This window comes from Dactylosporangium vinaceum (genome assembly GCF_019904175.1).
GTDB classification, from domain to species: domain Bacteria; phylum Actinomycetota; class Actinomycetes; order Mycobacteriales; family Micromonosporaceae; genus Dactylosporangium; species Dactylosporangium vinaceum.
Genome location: NZ_CP061913.1, coordinates 9,569,612 through 9,586,522, shown reverse-complemented (window position 1 = coordinate 9,586,522; position 16,911 = coordinate 9,569,612). Strand labels below are relative to the sequence as shown.

General features: G+C 72.5%; 17 protein-coding genes and 1 tRNA gene. 11 read left to right on the top strand and 7 right to left on the bottom strand.

Features of this window, described 5'->3' with window-relative positions; translation table 11 throughout:
* The first annotated feature begins 165 nt into the window (after window positions 1–165).
* On the top strand, window positions 166–879 hold the full coding sequence (locus Dvina_RS42850) for a response regulator transcription factor (protein ID WP_223096343.1): 714 nt from the start codon (window positions 166–168) through the stop codon (window positions 877–879).
* A complete protein-coding gene (locus Dvina_RS42845; RefSeq protein WP_223096341.1) occupies window positions 876–2,276 on the top strand; it encodes a HAMP domain-containing sensor histidine kinase in 1,401 nt (466 codons plus the stop codon). Before Dvina_RS42850 ends, Dvina_RS42845 begins: the two co-directional genes overlap by 4 nt.
* Before the next feature lie 222 nt (window positions 2,277–2,498).
* Here Dvina_RS42845 and Dvina_RS42840 read toward each other — a convergent pair.
* Window positions 2,499–2,570: transfer RNA gene (locus Dvina_RS42840), tRNA-Val, on the bottom strand.
* 76 nt (window positions 2,571–2,646) lie between these two features.
* Here Dvina_RS42840 and Dvina_RS42835 point away from each other — a divergent pair.
* Complete coding sequence (locus Dvina_RS42835; RefSeq protein ID WP_223096339.1) at window positions 2,647–3,684, top strand: TRM11 family SAM-dependent methyltransferase; 1,038 nt, start codon at window positions 2,647–2,649, stop codon at window positions 3,682–3,684.
* Here Dvina_RS42835 and Dvina_RS42830 read toward each other — a convergent pair.
* Together Dvina_RS42830 and Dvina_RS42825 are read right to left on the bottom strand one after the other, a co-directional pair.
* A complete protein-coding gene (locus Dvina_RS42830; protein WP_223096337.1) occupies window positions 3,681–5,084 on the bottom strand; it encodes a family 20 glycosylhydrolase in 1,404 nt (467 codons plus the stop codon). The genes Dvina_RS42835 and Dvina_RS42830 overlap by 4 nt on opposite strands.
* Before the next feature lie 103 nt (window positions 5,085–5,187).
* Window positions 5,188–5,523, bottom strand: a complete 336-nt coding sequence (locus tag Dvina_RS42825; RefSeq protein WP_223096335.1) for a YkvA family protein — start codon at window positions 5,521–5,523, stop codon at window positions 5,188–5,190.
* 29 nt (window positions 5,524–5,552) lie between these two features.
* Here Dvina_RS42825 and Dvina_RS42820 point away from each other — a divergent pair, with 29 nt between their 5' ends.
* The 7 genes from Dvina_RS42820 to Dvina_RS42790 all read left to right on the top strand — a co-directional run bounded on the left by Dvina_RS42820 (window position 5,553) and on the right by Dvina_RS42790 (window position 11,948).
* The gene (locus Dvina_RS42820; protein ID WP_223096333.1) at window positions 5,553–6,662 is read left to right on the top strand and encodes a damage-control phosphatase ARMT1 family protein; all 1,110 of its coding nucleotides are present in this window, start codon (window positions 5,553–5,555) and stop codon (window positions 6,660–6,662) included.
* Between the two features lie 230 nt (window positions 6,663–6,892).
* Complete coding sequence (locus Dvina_RS42815; protein WP_223096331.1) at window positions 6,893–7,306, top strand: hypothetical protein; 414 nt, start codon at window positions 6,893–6,895, stop codon at window positions 7,304–7,306.
* A 10-nt stretch (window positions 7,307–7,316) separates the two neighbouring features.
* The gene (locus tag Dvina_RS42810) at window positions 7,317–7,895 is read left to right on the top strand and encodes a hypothetical protein (RefSeq protein WP_223096329.1); all 579 of its coding nucleotides are present in this window, start codon (window positions 7,317–7,319) and stop codon (window positions 7,893–7,895) included.
* Window positions 7,896–7,950: 55 nt separating this feature from the next.
* The gene (locus Dvina_RS42805; RefSeq protein WP_223096327.1) at window positions 7,951–8,700 is read left to right on the top strand and encodes a hypothetical protein; all 750 of its coding nucleotides are present in this window, start codon (window positions 7,951–7,953) and stop codon (window positions 8,698–8,700) included.
* Window positions 8,701–8,723: 23 nt separating this feature from the next.
* Window positions 8,724–9,635 carry a hypothetical protein gene (locus Dvina_RS42800; RefSeq protein WP_223096325.1) on the top strand — a complete coding sequence of 304 codons (912 nt, stop codon included), beginning with the start codon at window positions 8,724–8,726 and terminating at the stop codon, window positions 9,633–9,635.
* A gap of 115 nt (window positions 9,636–9,750) precedes the next feature.
* Entirely contained in the window at window positions 9,751–11,175 is a 1,425-nt protein-coding gene (locus Dvina_RS42795; protein WP_223096323.1) for a flavin-containing monooxygenase, read from the top strand.
* Complete coding sequence (locus Dvina_RS42790) at window positions 11,172–11,948, top strand: alpha/beta fold hydrolase (RefSeq protein WP_223096321.1); 777 nt, start codon at window positions 11,172–11,174, stop codon at window positions 11,946–11,948. The genes Dvina_RS42795 and Dvina_RS42790 overlap by 4 nt, the downstream gene beginning before the upstream one ends.
* Here the strand turns inward: Dvina_RS42790 and Dvina_RS42785 are convergent.
* The 3 genes from Dvina_RS42785 to Dvina_RS42775 are packed head-to-tail and all read right to left on the bottom strand — an operon-like array spanning window position 11,935 to window position 15,585.
* On the bottom strand, window positions 11,935–13,014 hold the full coding sequence (locus tag Dvina_RS42785; RefSeq protein WP_223096319.1) for a Zn-dependent alcohol dehydrogenase: 1,080 nt from the start codon (window positions 13,012–13,014) through the stop codon (window positions 11,935–11,937). The genes Dvina_RS42790 and Dvina_RS42785 overlap by 14 nt on opposite strands.
* Before the next feature lie 55 nt (window positions 13,015–13,069).
* Window positions 13,070–14,419, bottom strand: coding sequence for an aldehyde dehydrogenase family protein (locus tag Dvina_RS42780; protein WP_223096317.1), 1,350 nt, complete (start codon window positions 14,417–14,419; stop codon window positions 13,070–13,072).
* Between the two features lie 14 nt (window positions 14,420–14,433).
* Entirely contained in the window at window positions 14,434–15,585 is a 1,152-nt protein-coding gene (locus Dvina_RS42775) for an acyl-CoA dehydrogenase family protein (RefSeq protein WP_223096315.1), read from the bottom strand.
* A gap of 43 nt (window positions 15,586–15,628) precedes the next feature.
* Between Dvina_RS42775 and Dvina_RS42770 the strand changes: the two genes are divergently transcribed.
* Window positions 15,629–16,339, top strand: a complete 711-nt coding sequence (locus Dvina_RS42770) for a TetR/AcrR family transcriptional regulator (protein ID WP_223096313.1) — start codon at window positions 15,629–15,631, stop codon at window positions 16,337–16,339.
* On the opposite strand, the gene Dvina_RS42765 is transcribed toward Dvina_RS42770, so the two are convergent.
* Window positions 16,244–16,894 carry a TetR/AcrR family transcriptional regulator gene (locus Dvina_RS42765; RefSeq protein WP_246655689.1) on the bottom strand — a complete coding sequence of 217 codons (651 nt, stop codon included), beginning with the start codon at window positions 16,892–16,894 and terminating at the stop codon, window positions 16,244–16,246. The two genes, Dvina_RS42770 and Dvina_RS42765, sit on opposite strands and share 96 nt — an antisense overlap.
* Window positions 16,895–16,911: the final 17 nt, after the last annotated feature.

Here is a 16,911-nt window from a genome sequence, read left to right as displayed (position 1 = left end):
CACCCCCTGCGAGCATCGGGCCTGCCGTGTGCCGGCCCTGGTGCCAACACCATCGGCGCAAACCTCCCAACGGCGCTCTAACCCGCAGTAAGAACTGAGTAAGAACGTCCCCGACAGGTCGGCGGCGGCCGGTGGCGACGCACTGGGATGCGCGATAGTTGAGCAGTGCCACGCGGGCAGATCCTCGTCGCCGACGACGAAGCCGGGGTCCGTGACGCCTTGGACCGGGCGTTGCGGTTCGAGGGCTACGAGGTGCGGCTGTTCGGCGACGGCGCAGCGGTCCTCGCTGCGGTTGCCGAACGGGAACCCGACGCCGCCGTGCTGGACGTGACGATGCCGGTGCTGGATGGCCTGGAAACCTGCCGGCGGCTGCGGACCGGCGGGCACCGGCTGCCGATCCTGATGCTCACCGCCCGCGACGCGGTCGGCGACCGGGTCGCGGGCCTCGACGCGGGAGCCGACGACTACCTCGTCAAACCCTTCGCCCTGGAGGAGCTCCTCGCCCGGGTCCGGGCGCTGCTGCGCCGCAGCGATCTCACCGCCGGCGACGACCCGGCCGCCGGCGACGACGCGGTGCTGTGCTTCGCCGACGTGGTGATGGACCGGGCCAGCCGGACGGTCACGCGGGCCGGCCGGGCCATCGAGCTGACCCGGATGGAGTACAGCCTGCTGGAGGTGTTCCTGACCCGGCCGGGCCGGTCGCTGACCCGCGGGCTGCTGTTCGAACTCGTCTGGGGCTACAACCTCGACGGCGCGTCGAAAAGCCTCGACGTGTACATCGGCTACCTGCGCCGCAAACTCGAGGACGGCGACCGGCCCCGGCTGCTGCACACGATCCGCGGCGTCGGGTTCATCCTGCGCGAGGAGACCGGCCGATGACCGGCAGCCAGCGCGTGCGGCGATGGTCGTTGCGGACCCGGCTGGCGGTCATCGCCGGGCTCGCCCTGGCCGTCACCGCGGTCGCGGTCTGCGCCGGCGCGTGGCTCGCGCTGCGGCAGAGCCTGCTCACCTCCGCCGACCACGACCTGGACCGGGTCGTGCAGGGCCCCGTCGCAATGCTCGACGAGGACCTGCTGCGCGCCCTGCCGCCCAGCTCACCACTGTCGAACACCGACCTGCGCATCCAGCTGTTGTCGCCCGACGGCTCCACCTCCCGTCCGGCCGGGCAGCCCGGCCTGCCGGTGACGTCCGCCGATAGTGCGGTCGCGGCCGGCCGCGCCGGCAGTGCCCGGCACACCGTCAGCACCCCCGATGGTCGCTACCGGGTCCTCACCCTGCGCCGCGCCGGCGGCACCACCGTGCAGGTCGGCCGGTCACTGCGCGCCGATGACGGCACCCTGCGCCGCTTCGGGCTGCTCATGGCCGGTCTGGCCGCGTTCGTGGCCGCCGGGGCCGCGCTGGCCGGGCAGGTCGTCGCCGCCACTGGGCTACGCCCGATCAACCGGCTCACCACCGCCGCCACCGCAGTGGCCGCGACGCAGGACCTGCAGCAGCCGATCGACACCGCCGGCGACGACGAGATCGCCCGCCTCGCCCAGGCGTTCAACACGATGCTCGCGGCTCTGCAGACCGCCCGCCAAGCCCAGCAGCGCCTCGTCGAAGACGCCGCCCACGAGCTGCGCACCCCGATGACCGGCCTGCACACCAACCTCGAACTGCTGCTCAAGGCCGGCGACCGCCTCGAGGCGGCCGACCGCGACAACCTGCTGCGCGACCTGCGCGCGCAGAGCCGCGAACTGGACCACCTCGTCCGCGAACTGGTCACGCTCGCCCGCGCCGACGCCGCCGAGGACCCCGCAACCGACCTCGATCTTGCCGACCTGGCGGCCGCCACCGTCGAACGGGCCCGGGCCCGTACCCCCGACGCCCGCTTCGAGCTCACCGCCACCCCCACACCGGTGTACGGCCGCCCCGCCGCGCTGGAACGGATGGTGCTCAACCTGCTCGACAACGCCGTCAAGTTCGGGCCACCCGGCGGTCCGGTCCACGTCCGCGTCACCACCACCGGGGAAGCGTCCGGCCGGCGCGCCGAGGTCACCGTCGCCGACCACGGACCCGGAATCGATCCGGCCGAACGCGGCCGGGTGTTCGACCGGTTCCACCGCGGCAGCACCGCGACCGCCACCCCTGGATCCGGGCTCGGTCTCGCCATCGTCGCGCAGGTTGTGCACGACCACGGTGGCGGCGTCAGCGCCGATGAACGCCCCGGTGGCGGCGCGCTCTTCCACGTATGGCTGCCCTCGACGCCCGCCCCGCCCCGCAGCGGCGATTCGTGAACTGTCGCTGCCGGGTCACCCGGCAGCCGGTGTCGGGCCGCTGATCGGCCCGGTGCGGTGATGTTGCAGCACCGGGGCGCTCGCCGCGGCCCGGACGAGGCACGCCTTGTTCGCGACCGCGCGGATTTCCGGCCAGCCGTCGGCGAGGGCGCGGTCAGCCAAATACGCGAGATGCCAGCTCCCTGAACTTCGGGATCTGGCCTCTGAACTGGTGCTATGCGGTGGGCGATACTGGGATCGAACCAGTGACCTCTTCGGTGTGAACGAAGCGCGCTCCCGCTGCGCCAATCGCCCCTGCTCGACGAACTCTACAACACCGGGGGTGGGGAGTGCGAGCGGGTACCTGACGTGTCGGTAGGGTAGGGGGTCTATGGCCCTGTATGCGCTGCTCATCCTGCCGTCCGCGAATCGGGTGTACGCCGACGCGTCCGTTGACCTCACGCGGGCCGAGTTGCTCGCCTTTGACCGGGGGGTGCTCGGGGGGCGGCTCGGGGAGGTGGGGACGCGGGTCATCGGCGGGGTGCCGTACGTGACGTTCGAGGCGGACGAGGTCACCGCGCGGGACGCGGCGGTGCTCGGGAACCTGTCGTCGGTTTACGCGCTGTTCGAGGTCGTCGGGGACATGCTGCGGCCCGCCGACGTGACGAGGCTCGATCGCTTCGACGACGATCTCATCACTATCCAGAAGTACCAGGGAAAGACCAATGAGCAGTTCACGAAGCTGCTCCTCAACGTCACGCTGCTCGGGTCCGCGTTCGCCGGGGAGTTCCTCGAGCGGCGGTTCCGGGTGCTCGATCCGCTGTGCGGGCGGGGCACGACGCTGAATCAGGCGTTGATGTACGGGTTCGACGCCGCCGGGGTGGACCGGGACCAGAAGGATTTCGAGGCTTACGCGGCGTTCATCCAGACCTGGCTCAAGCGGAAGCGGGTCAAGCACAAGGCCGAGTTCGGGCCGGTGCGCCGCGAGCGGCAGGTCGTGGCGAAGCGGCTGCGCATCGAGCTCGCGGCCGACCGCGACGACTACAAGGCGGGCGCCACGCAGCTGCTCGACGTGGTGAACGCCGACACGCTGCGGTCGCGGGAGTTCTTCAAGGACGGCACGTTCGACCTCATCGTCACCGACGCGCCGTACGGGGTGCAGCACGGCAGCCGGACGGCCGGAAAGGGGCTCGTGCGCAGCCCCGAGGACCTGCTGGGCGAGGCGGTGCCGATCTGGGCGCGGCTGCTGCGCCCGGGCGGGGCGATGGGGATCGCCTGGAACACGTTCGTGGCCAAACGGGACCGCACGGCCGGCCTGCTGGCGGAGGCCGGGCTGGAGGTGGTCGACGAGGAGCCGTTCCAGTGGTTCAAGCACCGCGTCGACCAGGCCATTCTCCGCGATGTCCTGGTGGCCAGAAAACCGGCCTAGGCCCAGGGGATCTCCGGGTCGGGGTGGAACCGCACGCCCCGTTCCGTCCACTGTGGACCATGTGCGGCCAGCCGGTCACGGAACGACTGCCAATCCCGAGCCTCCTGCGGTGACCAGGCGACCTCGGCCACCGCGGCCAGCCGCGGGAAGACCAGCAGATCGATGTCGGCCGCGGTCGTGACGAACTCGGTCCACAGTGGAGCCTCGATGCCGACGACGTCGGCGCCGGCCGGCAGCAGGGTGCCCGGGTCCCATGCGTAGGCCGTCCGCGTGGTGATGTAGCCGGCCCAGTCGTGCCCGATCGGGGTGTCCTCGGCGTACTTCATGTCGAGGTACACCCGGTCCGCCGGAGAAAGCACGAACCGGTCGCCCTGGGCCAGTGCCGCGTGCGTATCCTCGTCCAGTTCGGGACCGCGGCCCCAGTACTGCACGATCCGCCCGGCGATGCGCTCCGCGGCGCCGATCTGGTGCCATCCGACGACTGTCTTCCCGGCCGCGGCGACGATCGGCTGCACCCGCCGCATGAAGGTCAGGTAGTCCTCGGTCGGCGTGCTCTGCGCCTCGTCGCCGCCGATGTGCAGATAGGGGCCCGGGGTCAGCACCGCGACCTCGGCGACCACATCGCGCACGAATTCGTATGTCGCCTCCCGGTGCACCGCGAACGTGCTGAACCCGACGTCGACACCCGTGTACACAGCCGGCGCGACACCGTCCACGGTGAGCTCGGGATACGACACGAGCGCCGCATTGGTGTGCCCCGGCATGTCGATCTCGGGCACGATCGTCACGTGGCGGGCGGCGGCATGGGCCACGATCCGCGCGTACTCGTCCTGCGAGAAGCACCCACCGGCGCCGGTGCCGACCTGCGCGGCCCCGCCGACCCGGGCCAGCTCCGGCCGTGTGCCGATGGCGATTCGCCAGCCCTGGTCGTCGGTCAAGTGCAGGTGCAGGACATTGATTTTGTACCGCGAGATCTCATCGATGAACCGAAGAACGACCTCGACCCCGAAGAAGTGCCGGGCCACGTCGAGCATCGCGCCCCGATACGCGAATCGCGGCGCATCCACGATCCGCACACCGGCCACCGCCCGCGGCTCGCCGGCCGGCGTCAGCTGCAGCAGCGTCTGCACGCCGTAGAAGAGCCCGGCGTCGGTTCGGGCCCGGATGGCGATGCCGTCCGCGGCGACCTCGAGCTCGTACGCCTCGTCGCCGTCCACCCGGTCCGTCAGCAGCAGGGCGACGGCCGGCGCGGGGTGGTCGGCGACGAGGGAGAGCCCCAGCGCCGCGGCCGTGTAGGCGCCGACGCCTGCCGCATCGGACCGGATCGCCGCGTCCGGGGCCAGCACGAATGTGACGCCGGGCGCCGGGGCGAGGTGGGCGGGGACGGGTACGACATGCATGCCCTGATCATCGCAGGAAAGCGCGGAGCAGGTCGGCCCCGCGCGCCGCCGGTGCGGCGATCCGGATCGGCTCCCGCCGGAGATCGCGGACGGGTCGCGGTGGTCAGCGGCGGATCTGGGGTGGGCGCTGCGGCTGGGGAGCGGGGCCGGGCTGGGCCTGGTGGTTCTGGCGGGCCTTCATGGCCAGCCGGCTCAGGTAGATCAGGGCGCCGCCCAGGACGCCCACGTCGTCCAGGTAGATCGGGTCGGGGAGGAGGTCGATGGGGAAGATGGTGTAGATGATGGCGCCCCAGAAGACCCAGCGGCCGCCCATGCCCATGGCTTGGAGATACTTGCCGGTCTTCCAGACTCGCACGGCCAGGACGATCGCCACGACCAGCAGGGCGATCAGCAGGATGCCACCGATCACGAGGATTGCGTAGAACAACTCCTCCGACATGGTTCGAGTTTACGGGCGATACTGCCCCCATGCGCGTCGAGCCACCCGTGATCATGAGCAGTGACCCCGCCTCGTTCCCGCATTCGGTGCTGCGGGACAGGCATCCGGCCATTGTGGAACGGGTGCTCCGGGCGCATCCGTACCCTCCGGAGGTACGGACGGAGCTGCAGTTGCTCGTGCAGGAGGTGCGGGTCGAGCCCTTGCGGGCCGATGCGCACGATGCCGCGGCCTGGGCGGCGTGGGGGGCCGGGTTCTGGGGGCAGTCGTGGTTCGACGTGCCGTTCCTGTTCGCCGAGAACTTCTTCTACCGGCGGTTGCTGGAGGCGGTGGGGTACTACGGGGCGGGGGCCTGGCGGGGGATCGATCCGTTCGGGCCGCAGAAGGCGTCCGATGCGCCGACCCCGCAGGAGTTGGAGGCGCTCGCGGCGCTGGAGGGGCTGCCGGAGGCGGAGCAGGAGGTCGCGCTGGTGCGGGCGGCGGTGTGGGGTAACCGGGCCGATCTCGGGTTCAAGCTGGTGGCCGGGCATGTCGAGCAGGTGGACGAGCTGCTCGTGGACGACGGCAAGCGGATGTGGGAGCTGGCCGGCGGCGGGACGGTGATCGTCGTGGCCGACAACGCGGGGCGGGAGCTGCTGCCCGACCTCGTGCTCATCGACTTCCTGCTGCGGACCGGGCGGGCGGCGCGGGTGGAGCTGCACGTCAAGCCGGCACCGTACTTCGTGTCCGACGCCCTCACCGCCGACGTGCTGGACGAGCTGCGGCGCTTCCCGGCCGGGAGCCCGATCGGTGGTCGGCTGACCGCCGCCCTGCGGCAAGGGACTCTGCAGTTGTACTCCCACAGCTTCTACTGCGCACCGCTGACGTTTCACGACGCGGCGCCGGAGCTGGCGGGCCGGTTCGCGGCGGCGGAGCTGACGATCCTCAAGGGGGATCTCAACTACCGCCGCCTGGTCGGGGATCGGATGTGGCCGTCGAGCACCCCGTTCGCGGAGGTCAGCGGCTACTTCCCGGGGCCGGTCGCGGCGCTGCGGACGGTGAAGTCGGACGTGGTCACCGGCCTGGCCGCGGGCGCCGAGCGGAGTCTGCCGGCGTCATGGCGTACCAGCGGCGCTTTTGCGCTGGTACAAGTGCGGGGCTGAGGCGGCGGCGAAGGTCTGGATGCTGAACGTGGGACCGGCCCAGGACTTGCTCGAGTTCGTCATGCTCCGCACTCTGCCGTCAAGGACTTGGCGGGCACTTGCGGACGGCTTGCGAAAGGCCGCAAGCGTGGCCGCGGTCACGCCGGCCGGCTCGCGGGTCACCCAGGCGGGTGGCTTTTGTCCGGATGGGCGGGGGTATCGCGGCTGCTCCCGATGAGAGGAACGCGCGCATGCAACCTGAAGGCGACGAACTGGCGCCGCAGGTCGAGGAGGACGAGCCGGACCGGGTGCCGGTGGAGAGTCCACCGGCGCCGGCGGTGAGCTCGGCCCCGGTCAACGGTTCGGCGTACCGGCCGGTCGGCGGCTCGGCGGTGTCCCTGGCCGCGCTGTGGAACGACGCCGACCGGCAGCGGATCAAGGCGCGGTGGCAGGAGCTGCAGCTGCGCTTCATCGACGACCCGCACCTGGTCGCCGGTGAGGCGGAGCGGCTCGTGCAGGACGCGGTGGTCTCGCTGACCGCCTCGCTCGACGCGCGCCGGGGCCAGCTGCACCAGCAGCGGGCCGCCCGTGGACTGGACACCGAGAACCTGCGCGCCTCGCTGCGCGACTACCGCGAGTTCCTCGACCGCATCCTCGCCTTGTGAGGGGTACCCCATGAACTCGACGACGATCACGATCGGCCTGGTGGTTGTGGCCCTGGCCGTGGGCGGCTGGATCCTGCTGCGCGGGGGCCGGGAGGACGAGGAGGAGCTGGAGGCCGAGACGCCCGCGCCGGCACCCACGCCCACGCCTGCGGCCCCGGCCACCGCCGCGCCCGTCGCTCCGGCCGCGGCGCCGGCCGCCCCGCGAGCGCCGACGCCCGCGGCCCCGATGTCGGCGATGCCCGCCATGGGCATGACCGGCATGCCCGGTATGGCGGGCCCAACCGGCATGACGGGTACAACCGGCATGGCCGGTATGACGGGCATGACGGGCATGACGAGCGAGGCGCACGCCTACGAGGTGCGGACCCGGTGGCAGGACCTCCAGCTGCGGTTCGTCGACGACCCGCAGTCCGCGGCCGGCGAGGCGGAGCGGCTCGTCGACGACGCCCTGGCCGGGGTGACGGCCTCGCTCAACGCGCGCAAGGACCAGCTCAGCACCTGGCGCGCCTCCGGGCGGGACGACACCGAGCAGCTGCGGGCGGCGGTGCACGGGTACCGCGACTTCCTCAACCATCTGGTCGGTGCATGAACTCCGTTTGAGCAGGGCGGTCCGAGGGGCATACCTCCATCGAAGGAGGACCGCCATGACAGCCACCCAAGTTTTGATCACGGTCATCGTGCTGATCGTGATCGCCGCGCTCGGCTACGGCATCTGGTTCGTCACCCGGCGGCGGGCCCTGCAGACCCGGTTCGGCCCCGAGTACGACCGGGCCGTAGCCGAGGGGGACAGCCGCCTCGCTGCCGAACGCGAGCTCCGTGAGCGCGAACGCCGCCACGCCCAGCTCGAGATCAAAGAGCTTTCTGCGGAGTCGCGGGCCCGATACACCACCCAGTGGGAAGAGATCCAGGCCCGATTCCTCGACGACCCGGCCGGCGCCGTACGCGACGCCGACGCCCTCGTGAGCCAGGTGGCCGCCGAGCGCGGGTACCCCACCGGCGACCACGAGGAAAGCATCGCCCACCTCTCCGTCGAGCACGCCAACACCGTCGGCCACCTGCGCGAGGCCCACGAGATCTCGCAGCTCTCCGACCGCGGCGAGGCCAGCACCGAGCAGCTGCGCCAGGCCGTGGTGCACTACCGCACGCTCTTCTCCGAGCTGCTCGGCACCGCGGACGTCACCCCCTCGGTGCACGGCCGCCCCTCCGACCGTGACGACCACGCCGAGGCCGCCGCGGTGGCCGCCGAGGCCGACGCCGAGCACGTCACCGGCTTCGACGACCCGGCCGAGCGCCACCGCGCGCAGCTGCACCGGGCCGCCGCCGACGACGACGTGGCCGACGTTCCCCGCCAGCGCAATGGCGACGTTTCGCACGACACCACGAGCCGGTCGTAGGGCCGGGGGAAGGGAACTCTGCGATGACTCAGCAGGAGCAGCACGAGACCTACGTTCCCGTGATCGGTCACCAGCGCGACGGCAGCCACGACGACCACGACCACCGCAGCGACGACGAGCGCGGCGACGAGGTCCGGGACGAGACCTACCCGGCCTCGACCTACGCGTCCGGCTCGGTGGACCCTGACGCGGCCGACCGCGACGACGTCGAGGTGGTGGACCGCGAGGAGGCCCTGGCCCGCGAGGACCAGGACGCCGACGGCACCGTCCACACCCACGACACCCTCGACGCCCACGACACGCAGTACGCCGACGACACCCAGTACGGCGACGCCGACACCCGGCCCGTCGAATCGGACGAGGTGGACGCCGCCTACGACAACGCCGTGCGCGAGAACGAGGTCCGCGACGTCGAGGCGTCGGACGAGACCGGCGACCGCCTGGACGACGCCGATGTCGCCGAGGACCAGGTCGCCGCGGCCGAGGCCCGCGAGGACCGCGCGTGGAAGGCGGAGCACGCCACCGAGACCGACCTCGAGCCCGACGCCGCGGTGCCGTCCGACACCGACCTCGAGCCGGTGGCCGAGACCGAGACTCCGGTGGCCGAGACCGAGGCCGAGACCCCGGCGGTCGTCGACTCGACGCCCGGCTCGGTCGACGTGACAGCCGTCGGGGCCGTCTGGACCGACGGTGCCGTCGACGGGCTGCGCGAGCGGTGGCGGGAGCTGCAACTGCGCTTCATCGACGACCCCCGGGCCGTCGCCGGCGAGGCCGACCAGCTGGTCGGCGAGGCGCTCGACACCATCACCAACGCCCTGCAGGCGCAGCGGGCCCAGCTGGCCAACTGGCAGAACGAGCCGGGCGACGACACCGAGCGGCTGCGCGCGGCCGTGCGTGGCTACCGCGACTACCTGGATCGTCTCCTCGGCATGTAGCCAACCAGGGGAGATTGCAAGATGGGGGCTCGCCCGTGCGGGGGCGGGCCCCCTTTTGCCGCGCCCTACCCGGTGGTAACGTCCGGTGGTACCAAGTGGTACCAGGGGGTTGCCAGTGCACGTGCGCATTGCGATCATCGGCGCCGGGTTCGGCGGACTGGGCGCGGCCATCCGGCTCAAACAGCGCGGACACGACGACTTCGTCGTCTTCGAACGCGCCGGCGATCTCGGCGGCACCTGGCGGGAGAACAGCTATCCCGGCTGCGCGTGTGACGTGCCTTCCCAGGTGTACTCCTTCTCGTTCGCCCTCAACCCGGACTGGACGAGCACCTACTCACCGCAGGCCGAGATCTGGGCCTACCTGCGCACGTGCGCGCAGCGGTTCGGGGTGCTCCCGGCGATCCGGTTCGGCGCGGAGGTCCAGCAGGCCGACTGGGACGAGGCCGGGTCGCGCTGGCGCATCACGACCTCCCAGGGGCAGTGGACGGCCGAGGTCCTCGTCGCCGCCGGCGGCCCGCTGAACGAGCCGGTGATCCCGAAGCTGCCGGGGCTGGAGACGTTCCGCGGCGAAGCGTTCCACTCGGCCCGCTGGAACCACGAGGCCGACCTGGCCGGGCGCCGGGTCGCCGTCGTCGGGACCGGGGCGTCGGCGGTGCAGATCGTGCCGGCGATCCAGCCCACGGCCGGGCGCGTCACGCTGTTCCAGCGGACCCCGGCCTGGGTGATGCCGCGCGGGGAGCGGCCGCTCAAGTCGTGGGAGCGCGCGCTGTATCGCCGCGTCCCCGGTCTTCAGCGCTGCGTGCGCGCGCTCGTGTACTGGCAGATCGAGGCCACGGTGATCGCTTTCCTGCGCCCGGCGGTCATGCGGTTCGCGGAGAAGGCGGCCCGGGCCAACCTGCACCGCAGCGTCAGCGATCCGCGGCTGCGGGCGAAGCTCACCCCGGACTACCGGATGGGCTGCAAGCGCGTGCTCAAGTCCGACGACTACTACCCGGCGCTGGCGCGGGACAACGTCGACGTCGTCACCGAGCCGATCGCCGAGGTCCGCCCGCACGCCGTGGTCACCCGTGACGGCACCGAGCACCCGGCCGACGTCATCGTCTTCAGCACCGGCTTCCGGGTCACCGACCTGCCGATCGCCGAGCGGATCCGGGGCCGCGACGGCCGCAGCCTGGCCGAGCACTGGCAGGGCAGCCCGCAGGCGTTCCGCGGCACCACCGTGGCCGGCTTCCCCAACCTGTTCCTCCTGCTCGGCCCCAACACCGGCCTCGGCCACAACTCGGTCGTCCTGATGATCGAGTCGCAGCTGCGGTACCTCCTCAAGGCGCTCAGGCATCTGGACCGGCCCCTCGAACCGCGCCCGGAGGCGCAGGCCCGCTTCGTCGCGGACCTGGACCGGCGGATGGCCCGCACGGTGTGGGCGACCGGGTGCCGGAGCTGGTACATCGACGCCACCGGCCGCAACTCGACGCTGTGGCCCGGCTCCACGTGGGCGTACCGGCTCAGGATGCGCCGCTTCGACCGGGGCAACTACGCATGACCGTCCACTACGTACGCCACGGCCACGGCGAGCCCCTCGTGCTCATCCACGGCATCGGCCACCACTGGCGGGCCTGGGAGCCGGTCATCGCCCGGCTCGCCGAGCACCACGACGTGATCGCGCTCGACCTGCCCGGCTTCGGCCGCACGCCCGCGCCGGCGAGCAATCTCGGCATGCCGACGGCGGTGGCGAGCCTGCAGGCGTTCTTCTCGGAGCTCGGCCTCGACCGCCCCCACGTGGCCGGCAACAGCCTCGGCGGCGCGATCGCCCTGGAGCTGGCGGCGGCCGGCCGGGCCCGCTCGGTGACCGCCCTGTCCCCGGCCGGCTTCGCGACCCCGGCGGAGGCGCAGCGGGCCCTGCGGATCCTGCGGAGCCTCCGGTTCGGCGCGTTCACCCCGGCGCCGGTGCTGCGGGTGTTCTACCGCACCGCGTTCGGGCGCCGGTTCTCCTTCGGCACGCTCGTCACCGACCCGTCCGTGCTCACGCCGGAGCGCGCGCTGGCCGACACCCTCGCCCTGCGCGGCGGGCGGGGCTTCACGGCGGTGGCCCGGCACGGCTCCACCTATGCGTTCACCGGCGCCCCGGCGGTGCCGGTGACCATCGCGTGGGGCGAGCACGATCGGATCCTGCTGCCGGTCCAGGCCGAGCGGGCCCGCGCGGCGCTCGCCACGGCCGGCCACGTCGTGCTGCGCGGCTGCGGGCACGTGCCGATGAGCGATGACCCGGACGCCGTCGCCCGGGTCATCCTCGCGACGACGGCTAGAACCGGATGAGCGTCCGCGCACCCTGCCCGGCCCGCATCCGGCTGAACGCCGCACCGACGCCGTGCAGGTCGACCTCGTCGGAGACCAGCGCGGCCAGGTTGAGCCGGCCGGCCCGGTAGTGCTCGAGCAGGATCGGCACGTCGACGGCCGGGTCGGTGCTGCCGTACATGCAGCCGATGATGGTGCGGGCGAAGAACGCGACCTCGAGCGCGTTGAACTGGACCGGGTCCTGGGCCGAGCCGAGGCCGACGACGGTGGCGGTGCCGCCGCGGCGGGTCGCGGACCAGGCGGCCCGGATCGTCTCGCCCCGCCCGACGCACTCGATCGCGTGGTCGGCGCCGAGGCCGCCGGTCAGGGCCCGGATCTGCTTGCCCAGCCCGGCGTGCGGGGCCAGGTAGTGGGTGGCGCCCAGGGACAGGGCCAGCTCCTCCTTGGCCGGGGCGGGGTCGACCGCGATGATCGCCGACGCACCGGCCAGCCGGGCGCCCTGGATCGCGGCGAGGCCGACGCCGCCGAGGCCGACCACGACGACCGTCTGCCCCGGCTGCACCTTCGCCGCGTTCGTGACCGCGCCGACGCCGGTGAGCACCGCGCAGCCGAGCAGGGCCGCCTCCTCCAGGGGCAGGTCCTGGGGGACCGGGATGCAGGCGTGCGCGCCGATGACCGTCTCGGCCGCGAACCCGCCGACGCCCAGACCGGCGTAGACGAGCTCGTTCTCGCCCGTCCGGGCGAACGGCACGCTGCGGGCGTCGTCCGCGTGGACGCACAGATACGGCTCGCCGTGCTCGCAGTACCAGCAGGCCCGGCACGGCGGCGACCAGTTCAGCACCACGTGGTCGCCGGCGCTGAGGTCGGCGACGCCCGCGCCGACCTCGATGACGACGCCGGCGCCCTCGTGGCCGAGCACGGCCGGGAAGGGCTGGCGCAGTGTGCCGTTGGCCAGCGACAGGTCCGAGTGGCAGACGCCGGCCGCGGCCAGGCGCACCCGCACCTGGCCCGGCCCGGTCGGGTTGAGTTCGATCTCCTCGACGGCGACGGGGCCGTCGACCGCGCGCAGGACCGCCGCCCTGGTCATTGATGAACCGCCTGCACCGAAGGTTGCACGGTCCGACAGCCTTCACCGGAGGGGTTCACAGCTGCACGGCCTTCACCGCGGTGAACTCGTCGTAGCCGTGCGGGCCGAGCTCGCGGCCGTAGCCGGAGTCGCCGATGCCGCCGAACGGGGCGAGCGGGTTGAACGAGCCGCCGTTGATGTCGACCTGGCCGGTGCGCATCCGGCGGGCGACGGCCAGGGCCCGGTCGCGGTCGGCCGACCAGACGGCGCCGGCCAGGCCGTAGCGGGTGGCGTTGGCGATGCGGACGGCGTCGGCCTCGTCGCGGTACCGGATGATCGACAGCACGGGCCCGAAGATCTCCTCCTGGGCGATCACCGACTCGGGGTCGACGCCCGCGAAGACCACCGGGGCCACGTAGTAGCCCACGGCCGGGACCTCGCCCCCGCCGAAGGCGACTGTCGCGCCGTCGCGCTTGCCGCGCTCGATGTACCCGAGCACCCGATCCCGCTGCGCCGCCGACGCGAGCGGGCCCAGGCGGGTGGCCGGGTCGGAGGGGTCGCCGACGGTGTACTTCGCCGCGGCCGCCGCGGCCAGCTCGACCGCCTCGTCGTGGCGGGACTCGGGCACCAGCATGCGGGTCCAGGCGGTGCAGGTCTGGCCGGAGTTGAGGAAGCAGTTGGCCACGCCGACCTTCACGGCGGCGGCCAGGTCGGCGTCGTCCAGGATGACGTTCGCCGACTTGCCGCCCAGCTCGAGCGCGACCCGGGTGACGTTCGCGGCGGCCAGCGCGGCGACCTTCCGCCCGGCGGCGGTGGAGCCGGTGAACGAGACCAGGTCGATGCCCGGGTGCCCGGCCAGGGCCGCGCCTGTCGGATCGCCGTAGCCGTGGACCACGTTGTAGACGCCGTCCGGGATGCCCGCCGCCCGCACGAGCTCGGCCAGGCGGTTGGCCGACAGCGGGGCGACCTCGCTGGGCTTGTGCACGACGGTGTTGCCGGCCGCGAGCGCGGGCGCCACCTTGGCCACCGTCTGGTGCAGGGGGTAGTTCCAGGGCGTGATCGCCGCGACGACGCCCACCGGCTCGCGGTACACCCGCGAATTGCCGATCGTCTCCGGTACTTCGGGATTGTCGAGCAGTTCGACCATCGACTGGAGCGTGGCCAGGGGCAGGCCGACCTGCACCTTGCGGGCCACCGGCAGCGGCGCCCCCATCTCGGCGCTGATGAGTTCGGCGAGCTCGGGCGCGGCCGCGGCCAGGCCCTCCTGGAGCGCCCGCAGCCGGGCCGCGCGCTCGGTGCGGGGGAGCGCGGCCCAGGCGGGCTGGGCGGCGCGGGCGGCGGCGACGGCACCGGAGACGGTGTCCGGGGAGCCGGCCGCAACGGAGCCGATGACCTGCTCGGTGGCGGGATTGATGACGTCGATCACGGTGGTGTCGCCCCTTACGCGAACGCGCTCACGCCAGTGAGAGCGCGGCCGATGATGAGCTTCTGGATCTGGCTGGTGCCCTCGTACACGGTAGTGACCCGGGCGTCGCGGAGATACTTGCCGACGGGGTACTCGTCGATGTACCCGTAGCCGCCGAACACCTGCAGCGCCGCGTTGGCCGCGCGCACCGCCGCCTCGCTCGCGAACAGCTTGGCCGTGCTCGACGCCGTGGCGAACTCCTGGCCCCGGTCGATCAGGTCGGCGACGCGCCAGGTGAGCAGCCGGGCCGCGTCCGCCTCGACCGCGATGTCGGCGATGAGCTGCTGCACGAGCTGGAACCCGGCGATCTTCCGGCCGAACTGCTCGCGCTGGGTGGCGTAGCCGGTCGCGGCGTCCAGGCAGCCCTGGATGATCCCGACGCAGCCGGCGGCCAGCGACATCCGCCCCTTGGCCAGCGCGGCCATCGAGATCTTGAACCCCTGGCCCTCCGCGCCGAGCAGCGCGGTCGGCGGCACCTCGACGTCGTCGAAGCTCAGCATCGCCGTCGCCTGGCCGCGCAGGCCGAGCTTGCCGTGGATCTCGGTGACCTGCAGCCCGTCGGACGGCATCGGCACCAGGAACGCGGAGACGCCCTTCGGCCCCGGTCCGCCGGTGCGCGCGAACACGAGCGCGACCTTGGCCCAGGTGCCGTTCGTGATGAACATCTTCGCGCCGTCGATCCGCCAGCCGCCGTCGACCTTCGTCGCCCTGGTGGCCAGCGATCCGGCGTCGGAGCCGGTGTCGGGCTCCGTCAGCGCGAAGCAGGCTAGGTCCTCGGCCGCGCACAGGCGCGGCAGGAGCTCGGATTTCTGCTGCTCCGTGCCGTAGGTGGCGATACTCTTGGCCACCAGGCCCAGGGACACCGACACGATGCCGCGGACCGACGAGTCGCCCCGGCCCAGCTCCTCCAGGAGCAGGCAGTAGGTCAGGTGGTCGCCACCGCTACCGCCGTACTCCTCCGGGATGGTGATGCCGAACATGCCGAGATCGGCCATCTTCTTGACCACCCGCAGATCCACCTGCTCGGCCCGGTCCCAGGCGGCCGCGTGGGGCGCGATCTCCCGATCCGTGAACTCCGCGGCCAGCCGCTGCACGGCCAGTTGCTCCTCGCTGAGGCTCAGATCCATCCCGATTCCTTAACTAACGCTGTTAGTTTCTAGGATCGTACTCATGGTCCGTCCCCGAACGCCACTGCTGAACCGCGACCGCATCGTCGAGGTCGCCACCGCGATCGTGGACGCGGACGGTCTGGACGCGCTGTCGACCCGGCGGCTGGCCCGCGAACTGGGGGTGCAGGCGCCGTCCCTGTACAACCACTTCGCGACCAAGGAGGAGATCGTCGACGCCGTCGGCGACGCGATCGTGGCCGGAGTGGACCTGTCGATGCTCGGCCGCGACCCGTGGCCTTCGGCGCTGCGGTCGTGGGCGCGCGCGTACCGGTCGGCGTTCCGGGCCCACCCGAACGTCGTGCCGTTCCTGGCCCGTGGCCCGGCCCGGCGCCCGGCCTCGCTGCGGCTGGCCGATGCGGTGTACGGCGCGCTCGTCGACGCGGGCTGGCCGCCGACGCACGCCACGCGGATCGGGGCGGCGATGCGGTACTTCGTGGCGGGCTCGGCGCTCGGGTCGTTCGCGCTGGGCTTCGTCGACGACCCGTCCCTGTATGCCGCCGACTACCCGCACCTGCGCGACGCCCACCGCCTGGCCGGCCGGCACACCCAGGTCGACGACGGCGCCTTCGAGCTGGGGCTCGACGCGCTTGTCGACGGGCTGGAGCGGAAGTTCGCGCTACTGCCCGGCGTCGGCGGGGGTCTTCTGCGTGACCCCGTCGGGGACGGGGCCGTAGACCAGGCGCAGGATGGCGTCGGTGAGGGTGTCGAGTAGCTCGTCCTCGTCGTAGGCGCCCGGGTTGGCGTACACGTCGGCGAACGTGATGCTGCGCAGGTGGACGGCCATCTTGGCCAGCAGGTCGGGCGGCCCGCCGACGGTCAGCCCGGCCCGCGCGTCCCGCTCGATGCGCGTGCTGAACAGCGTGCAGCCCTCGTCGACCAGCCGGTCACGCACGTGCATCACCTCGGGCCCGGGGTCGGGCGTGATGAACGCCTCGCGCAGCCAGCGCCCGTCGACCTTCCACCGGGCGAGCCCGGCCGCCAGCCCGCGCCGCAGCGCCGCGCGGTTCAGCCCGTCGGAGGCGAGCCACTCGGCCATCTCCAGGTCGGCCTCGGCCAGCCGCTGGTCGACGAGCGCGGCCAGCAGGGCCTGCTTCGACTCGAAGTAGAAGTAAAACCCCGAGCGGGCGATGCCCGCCGCCCCGGCCAGGTCGTCGATCGTCACCTGGCTTATCGACTTCTCCCGGAACACGTCCCGGGCCGCCTCGACGAGGGCCTGCTCCCGCTGATCGCCTTTCGTCGGCGCGCGGCGGCTCTTGATGGCTGGCACGGCTGTGACTTTACACG